This window comes from Bradyrhizobium sp. USDA 3364, assembly GCF_054056355.1.
Genome location: NZ_JBSRYG010000002.1, coordinates 1665850 through 1685367, shown reverse-complemented (window position 1 = coordinate 1685367; position 19518 = coordinate 1665850). Strand labels below are relative to the sequence as shown.

The following is a 19518-nucleotide window of genomic DNA, read 5'->3' as shown; positions in this document are numbered from 1 at the left end:
CTCGCGACAAACGCGGAACGCGTTTGCGCGGAGATCATGCTCAAACAAGCTCGCGTGTCATGAACCATTTCGACTATCGCAACGGCGTGCTGCATGCCGAGGCGGTCAATCTCATTGAGCTGGCGGAGGCCGTCGGCACGCCGTTCTATTGCTATTCGACCGCGACGCTGGAACGGCACTACCGCGTCTTCACCGAAGCCTTCGCCGGCGAGAAGGCGCTGGTCTGCTACGCCATGAAGGCGAACTCCAACCAGTCGGTGTTGCGCACGCTGGCCAAGCTCGGCGCCGGTGCCGACGTGGTGTCCGGCGGTGAATTGAAGCGGGCGCTGGCGGCCGGCATTCCGCCGTCGAAGATCGTATTCTCCGGGGTCGGCAAGACCGAGGGCGAGCTGCGCGCCGCGCTTGCCGCCGACATCCTCTGCATCAACATCGAGTCCGAGCCGGAGCTCGAGATGCTGTCGCGTCTCGCGGTCGAGATGAAAAAGACCGCGCGCATCTCGGTGCGGGTCAATCCCGACGTCGATGCCGGCACCCACGCCAAGATCTCGACCGGCAAGTCGGAGAACAAGTTCGGCATTCCGCTCGCCCGCGCCCGCCAGGTCTATGCCCGCGCGGCGAAGCTGCCGGGGATCAAGGTCACCGGCACCGACGTGCATATCGGCAGCCAGATCACCGATCTCGGTCCGCTCGAGGTTGCCTTCCGGCTGCTCGCCGAATTCGTGCAGACGCTGCGCGCCGACGGCCACGATATCTCGCATATCGATTTCGGCGGCGGCCTCGGCATTCCCTATTACATGGACCGCGCCGCGCCGCCGGCACCGGATGCCTATGCCGCGATGGTCAAGCGCGTCACGCATAATCTCGGCTGCACGCTGATGTTCGAGCCGGGCCGCATGATCGTCGGCAATGCCGGCATCCTCGTCACCCGCGTGATCCATGTGAAGCCGGGCGATGCCAAGAACTTCGTCATCATCGACGCCGCGATGAACGATTTGATCCGGCCGACGCTGTATGAAGCGCATCACGATATCCTGCCGGTGCGCCAGCCGGCGCAGGGCACGCCGATCATGGTCGCCGACGTGGTCGGGCCGGTCTGCGAGACCGGCGACTATCTCGCGCTCGACCGCGCGATGCCGCAGCCGAAGGCCGGCGATCTGCTGGCGATCATGACCGCCGGCGCCTACGGCGCGGTGCAGTCCGGCACCTACAACACGCGGCCCCTGGTGCCGGAGGTGCTGGTCAAGGACGACCAGTACGCCGTGGTCCGCCCGCGCATCGACGTCGACGCGCTGATCGCGATGGACAAGCCGGCGCCGTGGCTGTGAGCCGCTGATGGTGCATCGTATTCGGTGTCGTCCCGGCGAAGGCCGGGACGACACCGTTTATTTGGCGCACAACTTTACTTCGCGGCGTGCGCGCCGCCCTTCACCCCGCCGACGATCACGCCCGCGGCCTTCTCGATCGGCTTGATCGCCGCGGTGAAGTCCGACTCCGGTCCCTCGTCGCGGATGATGACTTCCCAGAGCCGGCCAACCGCTTCGGCGACTTCCATCGAGAGCCCGAGCGAGCGCATTTCCTCGACCGCGAGCCGCACATCCTTGACCATCAACCCGGTGGCGAAGCCGAAGTCGAAGCTGCGCGGCAAGACCGAGCGCGGAAACTTGTCGCGGCTCGCGGTGTTCAGCCCCGAGCCCGCATTGATGACGTCGATCATCACGGCCGGATCGAGCCCGGACTTCACGCCCATCACGACAGCTTCCGAGGTCGCGACCATCGCGGTCGCCGACAGGAAGTTGTTGGCGAGCTTCATGGTCTGGCCGGAGCCCGGCTTGGTGCCGATGAAGAACACCTTGCCGATCACGTCGAGCGCGGGTTTGACCAGCTCGAAATCCGCCTTCGGGCCGGACACCATCACTGCCAGCGTGCCCTTTTCGGCGCCGGAGACGCCACCGGAGACCGGGCTGTCGATCTGCACGATGTTCTTCTTCGCCAAGAGATCGTGGATCTTCACCGCCATCTGGGAGCCGACGGTGGAGAGATCGATAAAGCGCCTGACGCGCGTGCCCTCGATCACGCCGCCGCTGCCGGTTGCGACCTCGAGCGAGGCCTGCAGCGAGGGCAGGCTCGCCATCACGGTCTCGACGCGGTCGGCGATGTCCTTGGGTGACGTTGCGGCCTGGGCGCCGAGCGCAACCAGCCTGTTCAGCGCGTCCTTGCTGGTGTCGAACACGGTGAGCTTGTGACCGGCCTCGATCAGCCGGCGCGCCATCGGGAACCCCATCTTCCCGAGGCCGATGAATCCGATTTCCATGGGTCGTTTCCTTCTTGTGTCGGTGTGCCCGAGGCGGCGCCTCACACGCGATGTCGTCCTGGCCTAGTGCGCAATTGCGCACGGGGGGCCAGGACCCATTACCCCAGGATATTGTTGTTTCACCGACCTGGGCCACCGCTTTCGTAGCGATGACGTTCGGTGGTTATGGGTCCTGGCTTTCGCCAGGACGACGGCGGTGAGGCAGCAGCGCCTCACGCCTTGTCGAGTTCGGCGAACACTTCGCGCGCGATGCGGAAGCTGTCGACGCCGGCCGGGATGCCGGCATAGATCGAGACCTGCATGAAGATCTCGCGGATCTCGTCGCGCGACACGCCGTTGGTCAGCGCGCCCTTGATGTGCGCCTTCAGTTCGTGCGGCCGGTTCAGGATCGAGATCATCGCGAGGTTGAGCATGCTGCGGGTCTTGCGCGGCAATTCCTCGCGGCCCCAGACCGCGCCCCAGCAATATTCCGTGACCAGTTCCTGGAACGGCTTGTTGAAGCTGTCCGAGTTCTTCAGCGCATTGTTGACATAGGCCTCGCCGAGCACCGCCTTGCGGATTTCGAGCCCCTTGTCGTGCGTCTTCTGATCCATATCGTTTCCTCATGCGTTAAGACGATGGTTCGGCCGGGACGTTACGGGGTCGAACCGCCGCAGTCACGCCTTCGTGTTATGCGTATTTCCCGGTGTGGGTTACGCCCCGGAACGGGTGCCCCAAAGCCGCCGTTGTGCTAGGCTGACCTGCCGGCTACCCCGGAGATTTTATTGAGCGGAGCCAACATCGACCCGTCTGACAACCCGTCAAGCGCCGTCCGCGACAGCGATGCGATCGCGCGGCTGAAATTGACGCAACAGAGACTTAGCGAGGCTCTGCAGCGGGCAAAGTTTGCGATTGCGTGGGAACGGGCCTGGCCGCATCTGGCGCGGTTCCTGACGGTCGCCGGTCTCTTCCTGGTCGCGTCCTGGGCCGGGCTGTGGCTGGTGCTGCCGTTTGCCGCACGCCTGGCCGGCGCGGGCCTGTTCGCCATTGCCGGGCTCGCGGCACTGGCGCCGCTGGTGCGCTTCCGCTGGCCGAGCCGCGAGGAGGGCCTGAGCCGGCTCGACCGCGGCGCCGGCATCCGCCATCGCCCGGCGACCACGCTCTCCGATACGCTCAGCAACAAGGACCCGTTTGCGCTGGCGCTGTGGCAGGCGCAGCGCGAGCGCACGCTGGCCTCGATCAAGCGCATTCGCGCCGGCCTGCCGCGGCCGCGCGTCTCGCTGCACGACCCGTGGGCGCTGCGCGCGCTGGTCATCGTGATGCTGGTCGCGACCTATGTCGCCGCCGGCGATGAGCGCGGCCTGCGGATCGCCTCGGCGTTCGACTGGAACGGCATCATGGCGCCGGCCAATGTCCGGGTCGACGCCTGGGTGACGCCGCCGAACTACACCGGCAGGCCGCCGATCATCCTGTCGAACGCCAACAAGGACGCCGCCGCGGCCGACGCCACCCCGCTCGCGGTCCCGGCCGGCAGCACGCTTCTGGTGCGCTCCAGCGGCGGCAGCATCGACGTCGTGGTCGGTGGCGGCGTCGCCGAGGTCGCGCCGGAAGGGCAGGCCCCGAAGGGCACCAATGAGCGGCATTTCAAGATCACCGGCGACGGCACCGCGCATGTCCGCGCGCCGGCCGGCCAGCCGCAATGGAAATTCACCGCGACGGCGGACCGTCCGCCGTCGATCGCGCTCGCCAAGGATCCGGAGCGGCAGGCCCGCGGCTCCCTGCAGATGTCCTATCGCCTCGAGGACGACTATGGCGTGACCGAAGCCCGCGCGCAATTCGCGGCGCGGCCCGCCGATGCGCCCAAGGATGCCGAAGGCAAGAAGGATACTGAAGGCAAGAAGGATGCCGACGGCAAGACGGCCCAGCCGCGTCCGCTGTTCGAGCCACCGCAATTCGCGCTGGTGCTGCCGAATGCGCGGACCCGCAACGGCGTCGGCCAGACCGTGAAGGACCTCAGCGAAGACCCTTATGCCGGCGCCGATGTGACGCTGACGCTGACCGCCAAGGACGAGGCCGGCAATGAGGGCAAGAGCGAGCCGTTCAGCATGCGGCTGCCGGAGCGCCTGTTCACCAAGCCTTTGGCGCGCGCGCTGATCGAGCAGCGCCGCATCCTGGCGCTCGACGCCAACCAGAACGGCCAGGTGTTCGCCGCGCTCGAAGCGCTGATGATCGCGCCGGAAATGTTCATGCCGGAGACCGGCCATTATCTCGGCCTCCACACCGTGAGCCGCCAGCTCGAGGCGGCGCGCACCGACGATCAGCTGCGCGAGGTCGTCGCCAGCCTGTGGGCGCTCGCCGTCACCATCGAGGACGGCAACATCACCGATGTCGACAAGGCGCTGCGCGCGGCGCAGGACGCGCTCAAGCAGGCGCTGGACCGCGGCGCGACCGACGAGGAGATCAAGAAACTCACCGACAATCTGCGCGCGGCGCTGGACAATTTTCTGCGCCAGCTCGCCGAGCAGTACCGCAACAATCCGCAGCAGCTCGCCCGGCCGCTGGATCCCAATGCCAAGGTGCTGAGCCAGCAGGATCTCAAGAACATGCTCGATCGCATGGAGCGGATGTCGCGCTCCGGCGACAAGGAAGCGGCGCGGCAGTTGCTGGAACAGATGCAGCAGATGCTGGAAAACCTGCAGATGGCGCAGCCCAATCAGGGCGACGACGACATGCAGCAGTCGCTCAATGAGCTCGGCGACATGATCCGCAAGCAGCAGCAGTTGCGCGACAAGACCTTCAAGCAGGGCCAGGATTCCCGCCGCGACCGGATGCGCGGCAAGCAGGGCAACGACCAGTCGATGGGCGACCTGCAGCAGGATCAGCAGGCGCTGCGCGACCGCCTGAAGAAACTGCAGGAGGAGCTCGCCAAGCGCGGCATGGGTCCGGAGCAGCGCGGCCAGAAGGGCCAAAAAGGTCAGAAAGGCGATCAGGCGCAGCAGGGCGAGCAAGGCGGCGACCAGGGGGACCAGGGCGACAACGGCGACGGGCTCGACCAGGCCGATTCCGCGATGGGCGATGCCTCCGGGCGGCTCGGCGAGGGCAATGCCGACGGCGCGGTGGATTCGCAGGGGCGCGCGCTGGATGCGTTGCGCAAGGGCGCCCAGAACCTCGCCGACGCGATGCAGCAGGGTGACGGCGACCAGCCCGGCGATAGCCCCGGCAACCGCGCCGGCCGGCAGCAGAGCGGCGGCAACCAGACGGATCCTCTCGGCCGTCCGCTGCATGGCCGCGAATTCGGCGACGACTACACCGTGAAGATCCCCGGCGAGATCGACGTGCAGCGCGTCCGCCGCATCCTCGAAGAGCTGCGCCGCCGCCTCGCCGATCCGTCACGGCCGCAGATCGAGCTCGACTACATCGAGCGGCTGCTGAAGGATTATTGAGCCCGCCACAGATTCCACTGTCATTGCCCGGCTCGGCCGGGCGATCCAGTATTCCAGAGACGTCAGCGCCTGAATCGAGAGGCCTCGACGTACTGGACACCCCGCATGCGCAGGGTATGACACCGAATGTGTGGTCGACTATTGCGCCTTCCGTGCCGCCAGCGCATCCGCCACCGCAGTGCGGATATCGGCGACCGAGAATGGCTTGGTCACGACGTCATGCACGATTGCGTCGAGCCCTGAGGCGCGCTCGCGCTGATGGGCGAAGCCGGTCATCAGCAGGATCTTCAGCGCGGGGAAGTCGCGCGCCGCGGTCAGCGCCAGCGCGATGCCGTCCATCACGGGCATCTGGATGTCGGTGAGCAGCAGGTCGAACGCGCCGTCATCGCGCGTCAGCACCTCCAGCGCTTCGGCGCCGTCCTGCGCGGTTACGGTCTCGTGGCCGTCCATGGCGATCGCGCGCGCCACCAGCGAGCGCATCGAGTCTTCGTCGTCGGCGATCAGAACACGCGTCATGGTGATAGTTAGTTCCGTAAAGTGTTGGCCGGCAGCTTCACGCGCGGCCGCCGGTGAGATCACGCTTGTTGAAGAAGCGTACGTCGATATTGCGGCCTTCAGGCGGCGGCGAGGCGAGGCGTGACTTGAAGAAGGCGCGCTCGCCGGGATTGAGCACCGCCTGCTCCAGCACCGCATTCCAGGCATAGATTTCGGCGCCCTGCGCGTCGCGGACCGCGAAGCGCAGCCGCGGCAGTTCGACCGGCTTCCTGGTCTGGCCGACGATCATGCCCTCGATCACCAGTACCGGCTTGCCGTCCACGGTCTCGTTGGTGATCTTGAGGTCCCTGAAGGCGAGCCCGCGCAAATTCACGTCGAGCCCGACCATCTTGTAGAACAGCGCCGTCTGCGGCAGCAGCCGCACCACGTCGTTGCGCCAGACGAACAGCGCGATGATCAGCGCGGCCATCGCGCCGCAGGTGGTCGGCAGGGCGCCGATCACGGGCATGAAGGGAATTCGGGGCAGCGAGGGCAGGCGGAACAGCCGGGGCAGCCGCGGCAGGCGGAAGCGGCGCCTGGTTCCAGCCGCCTTCCCGGTGTCGGCATGATCAGCGGCATCCGCCTCGGTCACCGCCGGCCATTCGGTGGCAACGTCGCCGCCTTCGCTGGGCAGATCGGCCGAAATCGAGGGGCTTTCGACCATCGGGGTCTCGTCGGCCTCCTCGCGGCCCATCGCCTCCCATTCGGCGGCAAGATTGGAACCCGCGGCCTCATAGGCCAGGGTGGGGGTCGTCGCCCCGATCGCGTCCTCCGGCCGGGCCAGCCAGACCTCGCGGCAGCGCGAACAACGGACAGAGCGCCCGGCCTCGCCCAAGGTGGCCGGATTGATGGCATAGGATGTTGTACAATGCGGGCAAACAATATGCATGGAGTCGAATCTCCACCGTGTGGATGCCCGGATGCTACTTAGCGACCGTTAACGAATCGGAAACCATAACCGACGCACAACCCTTCTGTGCGGTTCGGGCCGCAAGTTCAGGGGCACGCGTGGGGTATTGGGCCATCGGCCCTCTCGAACGGAGCTAGCGCATTGGTTCGGTTCGAAAATGTCGGTCTGCGCTACGGGCTCGGCCCGGAGATTTTGCGCGACCTCTCCTTCATGATCCCGGCGCACTCGTTCCAGTTCCTCACCGGCCCGTCCGGCGCCGGCAAGACCTCGCTGCTGCGGCTGCTCTTCCTGTCGCTGCGGCCGACCCGCGGGCTGGTCAATCTGTTCGGCAAGGACGTCTCCCTGCTCAACAAGGATCAGGTCGCCGATTTGCGCAAGCGGATCGGCATCGTGTTGCAGGATTTCCGCCTGCTCGACCACATGACGACCTATGAGAACGTCGCGCTGCCGTTCCGCGTGATGGGCCGCGAGGAATCGACCTATCGCCGCGAGGTGATCGACCTGCTGAAATGGGTCGGCCTCGGCGAGCGCATGGATGCGCTGCCGCCGATTCTTTCGGGCGGCGAGAAGCAGCGCGCGGCGATCGCGCGCGCGGTGATCTCGCGGCCGCAATTGCTGCTGGCGGACGAGCCGACCGGCAGCGTCGATCCGACACTCGGGCGCCGCCTGCTGCGGCTGTTCATCGAGCTGAACAAATCCGGCACCGCTGTTATCATCGCAACCCACGACATCACGCTGATGGATCAATACGAGGCGCGGCGGCTGGTGCTGCATCAGGGACGGCTGCACATCTATGAATAGGAGCGGCGACGAGAAAGTGTCGTTGGTCGATCTCGGGCGCGAACGCCCGCAGGTCCCGGCCACCGCGCGCAACATGTCGCCGATCGTGCCGCGCGCCTCGATCTCCGGTCGCGCCTTGGTCGCAGTCGTCGCGATCATGACCTTCCTCGCCTCGCTGACCACAGGCACCGTGCTCCTGGTCAGTGCGTCCGCGGCCGAATGGCAGTCCGAGGTGTCGAGCGAGATCACCATCCAGGTGCGCCCGTCGCCCGGCCGCGACCTCGATCGCGATGCGCAGGCGGCGGTCGACGCGATGCGGGCGCAGCCCGGCATTCTCGAGGTCCGTCCGTTCAGCAAGGAGGAATCCGCCAAGCTCCTGGAGCCGTGGCTCGGCAGCGGGCTCTCGATCGACGAGCTGCCGGTGCCGCGCGTCATCGTCGCGCGGGTGCAGCCGGGCTCCACGCTCGATCTCGCGAGCCTGCGCGCGCGGGTGACGCAGGCGGCGCCGACCGCGAGCGTCGACGATCACCGCGCCTGGATCGAGCGCATGCGCTCGATGACCGGCGCCACGGTGTTCGCCGGCGTCGGCATCCTGATCCTGGTGATCATCGCCACGATTATTTCAGTATCCTTCGCCACGCGTGGCGCGATGGCCGCCAACCGCCCGATCGTCGAGGTGCTGCATTTCGTCGGCGCCGGCGACAGCTTCATAGCCAACCGCTTCCTGCGGCATTTCCTCCGGCTCGGCCTCGAGGGCGGGCTGATCGGCGGTGGCGCCGCGATGCTGGCGTTCGGCTTCTCCGAGTCGATCGCCAACTGGTTCTCCGGCACGCCGGTGGGCGACCAGTTCGCGGCCCTGCTCGGCACCTTCTCGCTGCGTCCGTCCGGCTATCTGGTGCTGGCGATGCAGGCGGTGCTGATCGCGGCGATCACCGCATGGGCGTCGCGGCGCACCCTGTTTGCCACGCTCGACGACATCGACTGACGGCCAACGACAGCGCAATCATGGTGCCGTTCTCGTGATCGCGTTTCGTCGCCGGAGTATGATTTCGCGCGCAAAGCGCGGCCCCGGCCGCGGCAAATCCGGTTTCCACTTTTCCGGATCATGCTTTAAAATCCCCCGGGGGGAAGGGATAACCGCATCACATGAGTTTGCAGTCCGACGATACGTCGCCGAATGGCTTTGCCGCGCGCCCGCGCGGCTGGCTGCGCGCCGTCATCGTCGCGCCGCTGGCGCTCGTCTTCGTTGCCGCGGCGGTCGGCTTCATCGGCTTCCTGTCGCAATTGCGCGGCGTCGAGACCGATCCGCCGCAAAATGCCGACGGCATCGTGGTGCTGACCGGCGGCTCGTCGCGGGTGTCGGACGCGATGGAGCTGCTGGCCGCGGGCTACGGCAAGCGCCTGCTGATCTCGGGCGTGCATCCGACCAACGACGCCAGCGATATTTCCCGCTCGGTGCCGGACAGCCAGGGGCTGATGCGCTGCTGCGTCGATCTCGACCGCTCGGCGGTGAACACCCGCAGCAATGCGGCGGAGACGCGGCGCTGGGTGCGCGAGCGTGGCTTCAAGTCGCTGATCGTGGTGACCTCGAACTACCACATGCCGCGGGCGATCGTGGAACTGTCTCATGCGATGCCGGACGTCAAGCTGATCCCGTTCGCGGTGGTCGGCGACAAATGGCGCGACGAGCCTTGGTGGACGAGTGGCGGAACGTTCCGTCTCTTGCTATCGGAATACGCCAAATATGTCGCCGCCGAGGTCCGGGTGCGGCTCGCCGATATCGGCCTCGACCTGACCTCTGATCTCGCCGAGCAGCCGGCGGCCGCGCCGCGCCGCCCGGCGACCGCGCAGGCGTCGAACAAGGACTGAAATGATCTTCCTGCGCTCGCTCATCTTCAACGTGCTGTTCTATCTGGTGCTGGTGGTGCTGTGCATCGTCGCGCTGCCGGCGCTGCTGCTGCCGCGCGGCGCGCTGATGGCGATCGAAGCCGCGTGGGCCAACACCAGCCTGTTCCTGATGCGCGTGATCTGCAACATCAGGATCGAGTTCCGCGGCGTCGAGAAGATTCCGGCGGGACCACTGGTCGTCGCCTCGAAGCACCAGTCGTTCTGGGAGACCTTTGCGCTGGTGCGCTTCTTCGAGCATCCGCTGTTCATCCTCAAGCGCGAGCTGATGATGATCCCGGTGTTCGGCTGGTATTTGAAGAAAGTGGGGATGATCTCGGTCGAACGCGGCGGCGGACCGCGCTCGCTGATCAAGACGCTGAAGCGCGCCGCGGCCGAGGTGAAGCTCGGCCGGCAACTCGTGATCTTCCCGGAAGGCACCCGCACCGCGCCGGGCGCCGCGCCGAATTACAAGGCCGGCGTCGCGCAGATCTATGCCGAGAGCGGCGTACCGTGCCTGCCGATCGCGCTCAATTCCGGGCTGTTCTGGCCGCGCCGCACCTTCATGCGTTATCCCGGCACGCTGGTGGTCGAATTCCTCGATCCGCTGCCGCCGGGCCTGCCGCGCGACGAATTCATGACCCGCCTGCGTGAGGCGATCGAGACCGCCACCGCCCGCATCGTCGACGCCGGCCGCGCCGAGCAGGCGAAATTGTTCGGCGGCCTGCCGGGTGAGGCCAAGGGGTAGGGGCAGACCTGTCAACGTTCAGCGTTTGCAACGCGTGCCTGCATCGCAAGAGCCGCGCACCTCATGAGCCGGATCGTTGCTCGACCGGCTCCACCAGTTGCTCCAGCAATAGTCTCGCATCCCGCAGGACAGGCGTATCGAGCCCTTCGGTAAACCAGTCGTAGATCGGTGCGAGCAGATCGCGCGCCTGCGGATGTCTCGCTTGGCCGTGCCAGAGGCGCGCGAGGCTGGTAGCCGCGCGGAGCTCCCATAGTTTGGTGCCGCGATGGCGTGCGATGTCGATGGCTTGCCGGAAGCTCGCTTCCGCTCGCGCGGTATCGCCGAGATCGACCAGCAGCTCACCGCGGATGCGATGCAGATCCGCTTCGGCCCAGCGTTCTCCGGTCGCCTCCATTTCATGTGCGGCCTTTTCCAGCTGTTCCAGGCCGGCGCTCGGAAGACCGGCTTTCCGAAGCGCCTCGGCGAACGACATGAACCAGGTCGGCTTGTACAGGAAGTGGCGCTCGGCGCGCAGTTCCGCGGTGAACTCGGTCTCGAGGCCGTCCGGCGCGCACCGGCCAAGCGCGATCAGATAGCAGGCGCGATGCCACTTGGCGAACTTCTCGAACTCCGAGAAGAACCCATGCTGCGTGCAGTATGCCTCCAGCTTCGAGAACCGATCGAGCAGGACCGCGGGATCGGTCTCGGTATGCGCGTCGCAGACGGCGACGTTGGCAAAGATGACGACGGAGGTGGCGGCGCGGTCGACGTCGCGCGCCCGCGCCAGCGCCTCGTCGCGACGCGTGCGCGCCTGATCCAGATATCCGAGATAGGTCAGCGATCCCATGCTGACCGAGAGCAGCACCGCTTGAACGTCGATCATCCAGTGGCCGGGCAGAAGCGCCGGATCGAGCAGACGAAGTGCCTCGTCGGCGTCGGCCCGAGCCGTTGCGAAATCGCCCAACCACAATCCGCTCTGCCCCCGCAAATAATGCGCCACGGACGCGATGGCATTGGACGTCCAGCGCCGGGCAGGCGAAGCCGGGTCCTGCCAGCTCGCACCGAGATCGAGGAGTTCGTCGGAAAGCCGGTATGCGGCGCGCGGCTCGCCGCCGTACAGACGATTGACGGACTGGCAGGTGAGGATGGTGGGGAGCTCGTCCGGTTGCTTCCGGCCTGCACAGAGCTCGCGGGCACGGTCAAAGGCCTCACCTGCCGAAGCGTGGCCTCCGCCGCGCGTGCCGAACCAGGCCGAGCCGAGCGCGATCTGCAATCGCAGCTCGTGCCGGCGGCGTTCGGGTCCCTCGGGCAGTGCCGGAAGCAGGCTCAGCGCCCTGAGCAGCTGGGCCTCTGCCTCCGTCATGGCCCCGTGCGCGACCGCCTGCTGCCCGGCCTGCCGCAGGTAGCCGACCGCCTTTTCCGTCAAACCTGCCTCTTCGCTGTGATGGGCGAGCAATGCCGGATGGGTCGCTATCGTATCCGGAAACTGCTCTTCCAGCGTCTTCGTGATCCGGGCGTGCAGGAGCTGGCGCTGGCTGCGCGACAACGTCCCGTAGGCCGCGTCCTGCACCAGGGCGTGCTTGAAGGTGTATTCCGCGTCGGGAGCAACTCCGCGCCGGAAGATCAGCCCGGCATTCACCAGTCGCACCAGGGCATCGCCGAGTTGATGCTGTGGCATCCCGGCAACCGCGGCAATCAGCTCGTGAGAGAACGAGCGGCCAAGCGCGGCGCCGATCTGCACGACTTCATGGGTTTCAGGCAGACGATCAAGCCGCGCCAGGAGCGAGGCCTGCAAGGTCGACGGGATCGCCAGCGGGACGGCGTGCGCGACCGCGCTGCCGCGGCCGCCTGCCTCGTCGAGAATGCCGCTCTCAATGATGGATTTGGTCAGCTCCTCAACGAACAGCGGCACGCCATCGGTGCGATCGATGATCTGTTCGAGGATCTCCTGCGGCAACGCCCGGCCGCCGGTCAGCGCCGCGACCATTTCCGCGCGCCGGGCGGGCGGCAGACGGCTCAGCGCCAGCAGGGCGACCTGCGGACGACCGATCCAGGGTGGCACGAACTCCGGCCGGAACGTGATGATGAGCAGGACCGGGATGGTCGATACCCGCTCGACCATCAAGTCCAGCAGTTCCAGCGACGTCGGGTCGATCCAATGAACATCCTCGAACACCATCAGCACCGGCGTGCGCGCGGCGAGCCCCTCGAGCCGGGCCAGCAGCGCCAGCAGCATCCTCTCCTTGCGCTTTTGCGGCGTGAGATTGAGCGGCGGATAGCGGGCGGCGGCCACCGACAGCAAGCTCGCCATCAATGGGACGGCGTCGCGGGATTCGTTCGTCGTCTGGGCGAGAATACTCTCCAGCTTTTCCAGCCGCTGCTCGTCGGTGTCGTCACGGCGAAATCCCGCAGCCCGTTCGAGCTGGCTGATGATCGGATGCAGTTCGTTGTCGCGGTGGTGCGGCGAGCAGAAATGAGGCAGCCGGGCATGCGCCTCCACCTGAAGCCGTTGCTGGAGCTCCACCGTCAGCCGTGACTTGCCGATTCCCGGCTCACCCGCCAGCAGCACCACGCAGCCTTCGCCTTGGCTGGCAAGCCGCCACCGGCGCTGCAGCAGCTCAAGCTCCTCTTCGCGTCCGATGAGCGGCGTGGTCGGCGCCCGCAGCGCTTCGAACCGGCTGTCGATGCCGCTCGGCCCCAGCACCCGGCAGGCCCGAACCAGCTCCGGGACTCCATTGAGCGCGATCTCGCCGACGTCATGGCAGTCGAACAGGTTTCCGACCAACTGGCGGGTGCTCGGTGCGATCAACACGGTGCCGGGTGCGCCAACCTTTTGCAGGCCGCCCGCAAGCTGCACCGCTTCGCCGACGATGACCTGCTGGTCCGCGCCATCGCCGGGGAGATCGCCGACAACGACCGGACCGGTCGCGATGCCGACGCGCAGCTCCAACGGTCCGGCGCTGCCGCCATCAAGCCTGGAGACCGCATCGACCAGCGAAAGACCCGCGCGGACCGCGGATTCGATATCGTGCTCGTGCGCCTGGGGATGGCCGAAACAGGCCACCATCTCGGTCCCGGACAATCTGCCCAGCACGCCACCGGCGCGAGATATGATCGGCGCGCAGCTGCGCTGATAGGCGGTAATCAGGACCTGCAGATCATCCGGATCGATTTGAGCGGCAAGCGCGCTCGTGCCGACCAGATCACAGGCCAGCACGGTGACCTGACGCCGCTCCAGGGCGCGCGGCGCGGCCGGCGCTTCAGCGTCGATCTCGTCAAGCGGCTCCGGCTCCGCCGCGCCGTCCGGGAGCGCATCCTGCCGTTGATTCCACTCGCGAAGGATCTCGCGGCGCAGCGCCTTCGTTGCGGCATCGGGATCGAGTCCCAACTCCTTTTTCAGCAGATCGGCGCAGGTGCGGTACTGACGGAGGGCCGCGCTGTGTCTTCCCTGCCGGTGATACAGCTCCATCAGTGCGCGATGAATCCGCTCCTGCAGCGGGTCGACCGTCAGCAGCCGCGCCGCGATGTGAATGCCGCGGTCGACCGAGCCGTTGGACAAATGATGGTCGAGCAGCCCCGTCATCGCTTCGCATGCCAGCTCTCGAAACCGCTCGCGTTCCGCCCGCATCCAGTTCTCGAACTCGGGAGCCGGAATCTCGAAGCCCTCGAGCAGTTCGCCGCCATAGAGGACCGCGGCCTTGTCCAGGCTGCCGATGTCCTGTCGCGTCACCAGATCAGAGAAGGCGACGACATCGCTCGTCAGCGCGGTGGGTTCGAAGCTGATCGCATCCTCGTAAGCAACCAGGGCCCGGGAATCGATCTGCGACATCGCCTTGCGCACCAGGCTGAGCGCCTGCCGCAAACTGTCGCGCGCCTGAACCTCGTTGCGGTTGCCCCAGAGCAGCGCGGCCAGTTTTGGCCGTGCCTGCGCCTGGCCCGGGTGGAGCGCGAGATAGGCCAGCAATGCGCAGGCCTTCTTGGTCGACAGCGGGATCGGCTCCCCGCTTTCGGTCTGGAGCCTGAAACCACCCAGCAGTTCGAGATTGACCTTCGCCATAGCGGTCGCACGCGAGCTGAGGGCGCCAACCGGCGCCCGGCCGATGATTTTGCGCTTCTATCACGTTTGGAACCACAGGTCGATTGCGGTGCAGCGGTAGCGTGTTTTGGGACCGGAAGGCGCCGCGGAGGCCCCGCAACCCGGCCCGACGGAGGACGGCATGCGCAGGCTTGGCTTGATCGTGCGAGCAGCACTCATCCTGCTCAGCATTCTCGGCACCGGGGGCTTGATATTGCCAATCATTGACGAGTTGGGACTCCCTGAGGATTGAGGAGATACCACCATGAGCATTGCAACGGAGCTCGGACGGACGACCGCATCGACACCGCAAATCTCGAATTTGATCTGGAGATCGTGGACGGCACTGCGTGCCTATCAGGAGGGACAAAGGTTGCGCAGGAGTCTGTCGCGACTGAGCGATTGGGAGCTCCAGGACATGGGAATCTCGCGCGGCGAGATCGATTACGTCGCCGACAATCGTTCAATCGATCCGCGCGGTGCCGTCGGTCCGCCCTGAGACGAGCCGTGAGAGGATCGTGTCATGCGGCCGAACAAGTTTGACCCGGCTGAGCTCGAACAGTCGCTGTCGCCGTTTCGAGTTCGGCCTGGTTGGTATGACGAATACTGGTTGAAGCCGGAGCCGGCCTCCGGCTCCGCCCGAGCACGAAGGCGCCGTTCGCGCCTCCTTCTGCATTCGACCCTCTACGCAGCGATCGCATCGGTGTTCGTCTACATGTCCGGTTCACTTCTCCGATGAGGCGATGTGAACGGACAGCACGTGCTCGCCGCATCACGAATGGACTGACCGGCACGTCCGTTGCGGTGGAGATCCAGACGCGGTGTCCTGATATTCGCGCGCCGCGTTGCGCGGTTGATAGTGCGAGCGCTAGCCGCGCTTTCTCTGCCGCGCGTCGTGGTGCCGTAGCGCATCGACGATCACCTTGAATGCAGCCGAGTTCTGCCGGGACGTCGGGTAGTAGATGTAGTAGCCGTCGAACTCCGGCGACCAGTCGTCGAGCACGACAACCAACTCACCCGACCGGACGTGCTGCGCAGCCATGTCTTCGGGAAGGTAGGCAATGCCGAAGCCCTTCACGGCGGCATCGATCATGGCGCGCGAGTCGTTGAAGGTCATTTGCCCCTCGACGCGCACCCGGAGTTCAGCGCCATTCTTGGCGAATTCCCACACATAGTGACCGACCGCTACCAGGCGCCGCTTGATGCAGACATGGTTGACGAGGTCCTGTGGACGCTTGGGTCTGGGATGTTCCCTCAGATAAGCGGGCGAAGCGACCGCGACCAGCCGCCAATCGGGGCCGATGCGCACCGCGACCATATCCTTCTCCACGCTCTCGCCGAGCCGGACTCCGGCATCGAAGCCGTCCTTGACGATGTTGCGGAATCCCGTGTCGAGGCTGAACTCGACCTTGATATCCGGATATCTCTTCAGGACGGGCGACAGCTTCGGCCAGACGGCGGTTTGCAGCGCGTGGTCCGAGAGCGTGATCCGGATGGTGCCCGATGGCGTGTCGCGCAGCGACATCAGCGCCGCGATGTCGCGCTCGATCTCCTCGATCCGCGGCGCAAGCGATTGCTGAAGGCGCTCGCCCGCCTCGGTAAGGCCGACGCTGCGCGTCGTGCGCGTGAGAAGCCGCAGCCCCATCTGCATTTCGAGGCGCTTGATCGTGTGGCTGAGCGTCGACTGCACGACGCCGAGCTTGGCTGCGGCCTTGGTGAAGCTGTGCTCGCGCGCGACCGCCACGAAGGCCAGTAAGTCGTTGAAATCCTGGCTTGCCATAGTGTTCAGTATTCATGGCCCAGGTCGATTAATGCAAGCGAATTATAGCGACTAATCGAACACGGTGCCGGGCTCTATGTCTTGCCGTGAACAGCGCCTGCTTGGCGCCTCCCTGAACTTGGATGCCCGATGGACGCCACAATCGATCAAAAGACAACGCAACCGATGACCGCGTGGAGCGCTGTCTTCGCGCTGGCCCTCTGCGCCTCGACCCTCGTTGCAACCGAGTGGATGCCGGTGAGCTTGCTCACGCCCATTGCAGCAGGGCTTGATTTGACTGAAGGGCAAGCCGGGCAAGCTATTTCCGTGTCCGGCTTCTTCGCCATCCTGACCAGCCTTTTCATCTCGGCGGCCACGCGTGGCGCCGATCGCCGGGCCGTCCTGCTGTGGCTGACCAGCGCCATGCTGATCTCCGGCGTCGTTGTCGCGTTCGCGCCCACTTATACGATTTTCATGGCCGGGCGTGCGCTCGTCGGCATGGTCGTTGGAGGCTTTTGGTCGATGTCCGCCGCAACGATGATCCGCATCGTACCAGCCGCCGCTGTGCCGCGCGCGCTCGCGATCCTCAATGGCGGCAATGCGCTCGCGACGACGATTGCCGCGCCTCTTGGCAGCTTTCTTGGCCAGTATATCGGTTGGCGCGGCGCGTTCTTTTGCGTCGTGCCGATCGCGGCGCTGACGCTGCTCTGGCAATTCGTCACGCTTCCCAGAATGCCGAGCCATGAACGGACGAGCGCGACGGCGGCATTCAAGGTGCTGCGCCGGCCTGGAGTGCCCTACGGCATGTTCGCGGCGGCGCTGTTCTTCCTCGGGCAGTTCGCGCTCTTCACCTATTTGCGGCCATTCTTCGAAACGGTCACGCGCGTCGACGTCACGACTATTTCGGCACTGCTGCTCGTAATGGGCGTTGCCGGTCTTGTCGGCACGACCCTGATCGGCCTTGTCATCCGCGACCGCCTTTACACGTTCCTTGTCTTGATGCCGTTCGCAATGGCCGTGATTGCCGTTGCCCTCACGGCATTGGGCCGTTCGCTTGGCGCGACGACGGCGCTGATGTTCCTGTGGGGCTTCATCGGCACGGCGGCGCCCGTCGGCTGGTTTACCTGGTTGAGCGAGGCCTTGCCCGATGACGCTGAAGCAGGCGGCGGCTTGATGGTCGCGGTGATCCAACTGGCCATCACGGCAGGTGCCGCGGGTGGTGGCATTCTATTCGATAGCAGCGGCTATCGCGCCACGTTCCTGTTCAGCGCCGTCATCCTCGTCCTCGCGTCGCTCGTGATCCTGGTCGGGGCGCTTCGCCGCAAGGCAAGAGCCGACGGGGAGTGCGCTTCCTGCTCGACGGCCCGGCGCCCGTCCGGCGTTTCTTGCCCGACCTGATGGACCGGGTGCTCAAGGGGCGCATCCAGCCCGGCAAGGTCTTCGATCTGACGCTGCCGATCGATCAGATGGCGGAGGGCTACCGTGCAATGGACGAGCGTCGCGCGATCAAGACGCTCCTCACCGTGTGACAGCTTGTTGCACCTCTCCCCGCGGGAGAGAGGTGCAGGCCACGCGCTTGCTCACCGCATCACGAACGGATTCGCCGGCACGTCCGTTGCAGTGGAAATCCACACGCTCTTGGTCTCCTGATATTCGCGCACCGCGTCGATGCCGCTCTCGCGGCCGACGCCGGAGAACTTCATGCCGCCGAACGGCATCATGTAGCTGATGGCGCGATACGTGTTCACCCACACGGTGCCGGCGCGCAGCTGCTTCGGCACGCGGATGGCGCGGGCGAGATCCTTGGTCCAGATCCCGGCGGCGAGGCCGTAGATCGTGTCGTTGGCGATCCGGATGGCGTCTTCCTCGGTGTCGAAGGAGATGATCGACAGCACCGGCCCGAACACCTCCTCGCGCGCGATCCGCATGGTGTTGTCGACATCGGTGAAGATGGTCGGCTCGACGAATTGCCCGCCCTTGATGCCGTCGCCGGATGCGGGCTTGCCGCCGAGCAGGCAGCGCGCGCCTTCGGCTTTTGCGATGTCGATGTAGTCGAGCACCTTCTTGTACTGCGCGGGCGTCGTGATCGGGCCGACATTGGTGTCGGACTGCATGGGATCGCCGATCTTGGCGGACTGTGCGAGCTCCAGCACGCGGGCGACGAACTTCTCCTTGATCGAGCTCTGCACCAGAAGGCGCGATCCGGCGATGCAGGTCTGCCCCGTCGCGGCGAAGATGCCGGAGATCGCGCCGGCCGCGGCCGCCGTGAGGTCGGCATCCTCGAACACGATATTGGGCGACTTGCCGCCGAGCTCGAGCGAGACCCGCTTCAGGCTCTTGGCCGCGGTCTCGTAGACCCTGGCGCCTGTCGTATCCGATCCCGTGAAGGTGATCTTGGCGACGCCGGGATGCGAGATCAGCGCCGAGCCTGCCTCGGGACCGAACCCGGTCACGACGTTGAAGATGCCGTCGGGAATCCCGGCCTCTTTTGTCAGCGCGGCGAATTCCAGCGTGCTGGCCGAGGTGAATTCCGACGGCTTGACGACGACGGCGCAGCCGGCGGCGAGCGCGGCGGCGCATTTCCAGGCCACGAACAGCAGCGGTGAATTCCAGGCGGTCAGCGCCGCGACGACGCCGACCGGCTCATGCGTCGTGTAAGCGAAGGTCTCCGCCTTGTCGATCGGCACCAGGCCGCCCTCGAGCTTGTCGACGAGGCCGCCGAAATACCACCACCATTCCGGATGGTAGCGGAGCTGGCCCAGCATCTCGGCCATCAGCTTGCCGTTGTCGCGCACCTCGATCTCGGCGAGACGCTCGGCATTGGCGGCGACGAGGTCGCCGAGCTTGCGCATCGCCTTGCCGCGCGCGGACGCCGTCATCTTCGCCCACGGGCCGTTCCACATCGCCTCATTGGCGGCCTTCACCGCCTTGTCGGCGTCGGCGGCCGTGCCGCGCGGAATCTTCGCCCAGGCCTCGCCGCGATAGGGATCGATCGATTCGAACCACTCGCCATTGGCGGGGTCGACATACTGGCCGTTGATGTAGAGCTGATAGGTCTTCATGGGACGCTCCCGCACGATGGTTCTGGTTGACCTGAAGCTATCACGCCTTGCGCG

15 protein-coding genes and 1 pseudogene are annotated in these 19518 nt (G+C 66.0%); 9 read left to right on the top strand and 7 right to left on the bottom strand.

Annotated elements, in window-relative coordinates; translation table 11 throughout:
• Positions 1-59 precede the first annotated feature (59 nt).
• Positions 60-1325 carry a diaminopimelate decarboxylase gene (lysA, locus tag ACVILL_RS07885; RefSeq protein WP_456728552.1) on the top strand — a complete coding sequence of 422 codons (1266 nt, stop codon included), beginning with the start codon at positions 60-62 and terminating at the stop codon, positions 1323-1325.
• A 74-nt stretch (positions 1326-1399) separates the two neighbouring features.
• Here the strand turns inward: lysA and ACVILL_RS07880 are convergent, their stop codons facing one another.
• A complete protein-coding gene (locus ACVILL_RS07880) occupies positions 1400-2311 on the bottom strand; it encodes an NAD(P)-dependent oxidoreductase (protein ID WP_456728551.1) in 912 nt (303 codons plus the stop codon).
• Positions 2312-2523: 212 nt separating this feature from the next.
• Positions 2524-2904, bottom strand: a complete 381-nt coding sequence (locus ACVILL_RS07875) for a carboxymuconolactone decarboxylase family protein (protein WP_050629459.1) — start codon at positions 2902-2904, stop codon at positions 2524-2526.
• Positions 2905-3075: 171 nt separating this feature from the next.
• On the opposite strand from ACVILL_RS07875, the gene ACVILL_RS07870 reads away from it, so the two are divergent.
• Positions 3076-5733, top strand: coding sequence for a TIGR02302 family protein (locus ACVILL_RS07870; protein ID WP_456728550.1), 2658 nt, complete (start codon positions 3076-3078; stop codon positions 5731-5733).
• A gap of 138 nt (positions 5734-5871) precedes the next feature.
• On the opposite strand, the gene ACVILL_RS07865 is transcribed toward ACVILL_RS07870, so the two are convergent.
• Together ACVILL_RS07865 and ACVILL_RS07860 are read right to left on the bottom strand one after the other, a co-directional pair.
• Positions 5872-6249, bottom strand: a complete 378-nt coding sequence (locus ACVILL_RS07865; RefSeq protein ID WP_456728549.1) for a response regulator — start codon at positions 6247-6249, stop codon at positions 5872-5874.
• A 37-nt stretch (positions 6250-6286) separates the two neighbouring features.
• The gene (locus ACVILL_RS07860; RefSeq protein WP_456728548.1) at positions 6287-7156 is read right to left on the bottom strand and encodes an MJ0042-type zinc finger domain-containing protein; all 870 of its coding nucleotides are present in this window, start codon (positions 7154-7156) and stop codon (positions 6287-6289) included.
• Between the two features lie 162 nt (positions 7157-7318).
• Between ACVILL_RS07860 and ftsE the strand changes: the two genes are divergently transcribed.
• From ftsE to ACVILL_RS07840, 4 genes are all read left to right on the top strand, one after another.
• Complete coding sequence (gene ftsE / locus ACVILL_RS07855; protein WP_024584759.1) at positions 7319-7978, top strand: cell division ATP-binding protein FtsE; 660 nt, start codon at positions 7319-7321, stop codon at positions 7976-7978.
• Positions 7971-8942 carry a cell division protein FtsX gene (locus tag ACVILL_RS07850; RefSeq protein ID WP_456728547.1) on the top strand — a complete coding sequence of 324 codons (972 nt, stop codon included), beginning with the start codon at positions 7971-7973 and terminating at the stop codon, positions 8940-8942. Before ftsE ends, ACVILL_RS07850 begins: the two co-directional genes overlap by 8 nt.
• A gap of 161 nt (positions 8943-9103) precedes the next feature.
• The gene (locus ACVILL_RS07845) at positions 9104-9826 is read left to right on the top strand and encodes a YdcF family protein (RefSeq protein ID WP_456728546.1); all 723 of its coding nucleotides are present in this window, start codon (positions 9104-9106) and stop codon (positions 9824-9826) included.
• Between the two features lies 1 nt (position 9827).
• Complete coding sequence (locus ACVILL_RS07840; protein WP_456728545.1) at positions 9828-10589, top strand: lysophospholipid acyltransferase family protein; 762 nt, start codon at positions 9828-9830, stop codon at positions 10587-10589.
• Positions 10590-10650: 61 nt separating this feature from the next.
• On the opposite strand, the gene ACVILL_RS07835 is transcribed toward ACVILL_RS07840, so the two are convergent.
• Positions 10651-14625 carry a BTAD domain-containing putative transcriptional regulator gene (locus ACVILL_RS07835; RefSeq protein ID WP_456728544.1) on the bottom strand — a complete coding sequence of 1325 codons (3975 nt, stop codon included), beginning with the start codon at positions 14623-14625 and terminating at the stop codon, positions 10651-10653.
• 283 nt (positions 14626-14908) lie between these two features.
• On the opposite strand from ACVILL_RS07835, the gene ACVILL_RS07830 reads away from it, so the two are divergent.
• On the top strand, positions 14909-15142 hold the full coding sequence (locus tag ACVILL_RS07830) for a DUF1127 domain-containing protein (RefSeq protein ID WP_456728543.1): 234 nt from the start codon (positions 14909-14911) through the stop codon (positions 15140-15142).
• 369 nt (positions 15143-15511) lie between these two features.
• On the opposite strand, the gene ACVILL_RS07825 is transcribed toward ACVILL_RS07830, so the two are convergent.
• Positions 15512-16423, bottom strand: coding sequence for a LysR family transcriptional regulator (locus tag ACVILL_RS07825; protein WP_456728542.1), 912 nt, complete (start codon positions 16421-16423; stop codon positions 15512-15514).
• Positions 16424-16552: 129 nt separating this feature from the next.
• Between ACVILL_RS07825 and ACVILL_RS07820 the strand changes: the two genes are divergently transcribed.
• Both ACVILL_RS07820 and ACVILL_RS07815 read left to right on the top strand, forming a co-directional pair.
• A complete protein-coding gene (locus tag ACVILL_RS07820) occupies positions 16553-17800 on the top strand; it encodes an MFS transporter (protein ID WP_456728541.1) in 1248 nt (415 codons plus the stop codon).
• Positions 17755-17931: pseudogene (locus tag ACVILL_RS07815) on the top strand (IMP dehydrogenase); the annotation flags it as partial. The gene ACVILL_RS07820 and the pseudogene ACVILL_RS07815, both read left to right, overlap by 46 nt.
• 51 nt (positions 17932-17982) lie before the next feature.
• Here the strand turns inward: ACVILL_RS07815 and ACVILL_RS07810 are convergent.
• A complete protein-coding gene (locus ACVILL_RS07810; protein WP_456728540.1) occupies positions 17983-19464 on the bottom strand; it encodes an aldehyde dehydrogenase in 1482 nt (493 codons plus the stop codon).
• Positions 19465-19518: the final 54 nt, after the last annotated feature.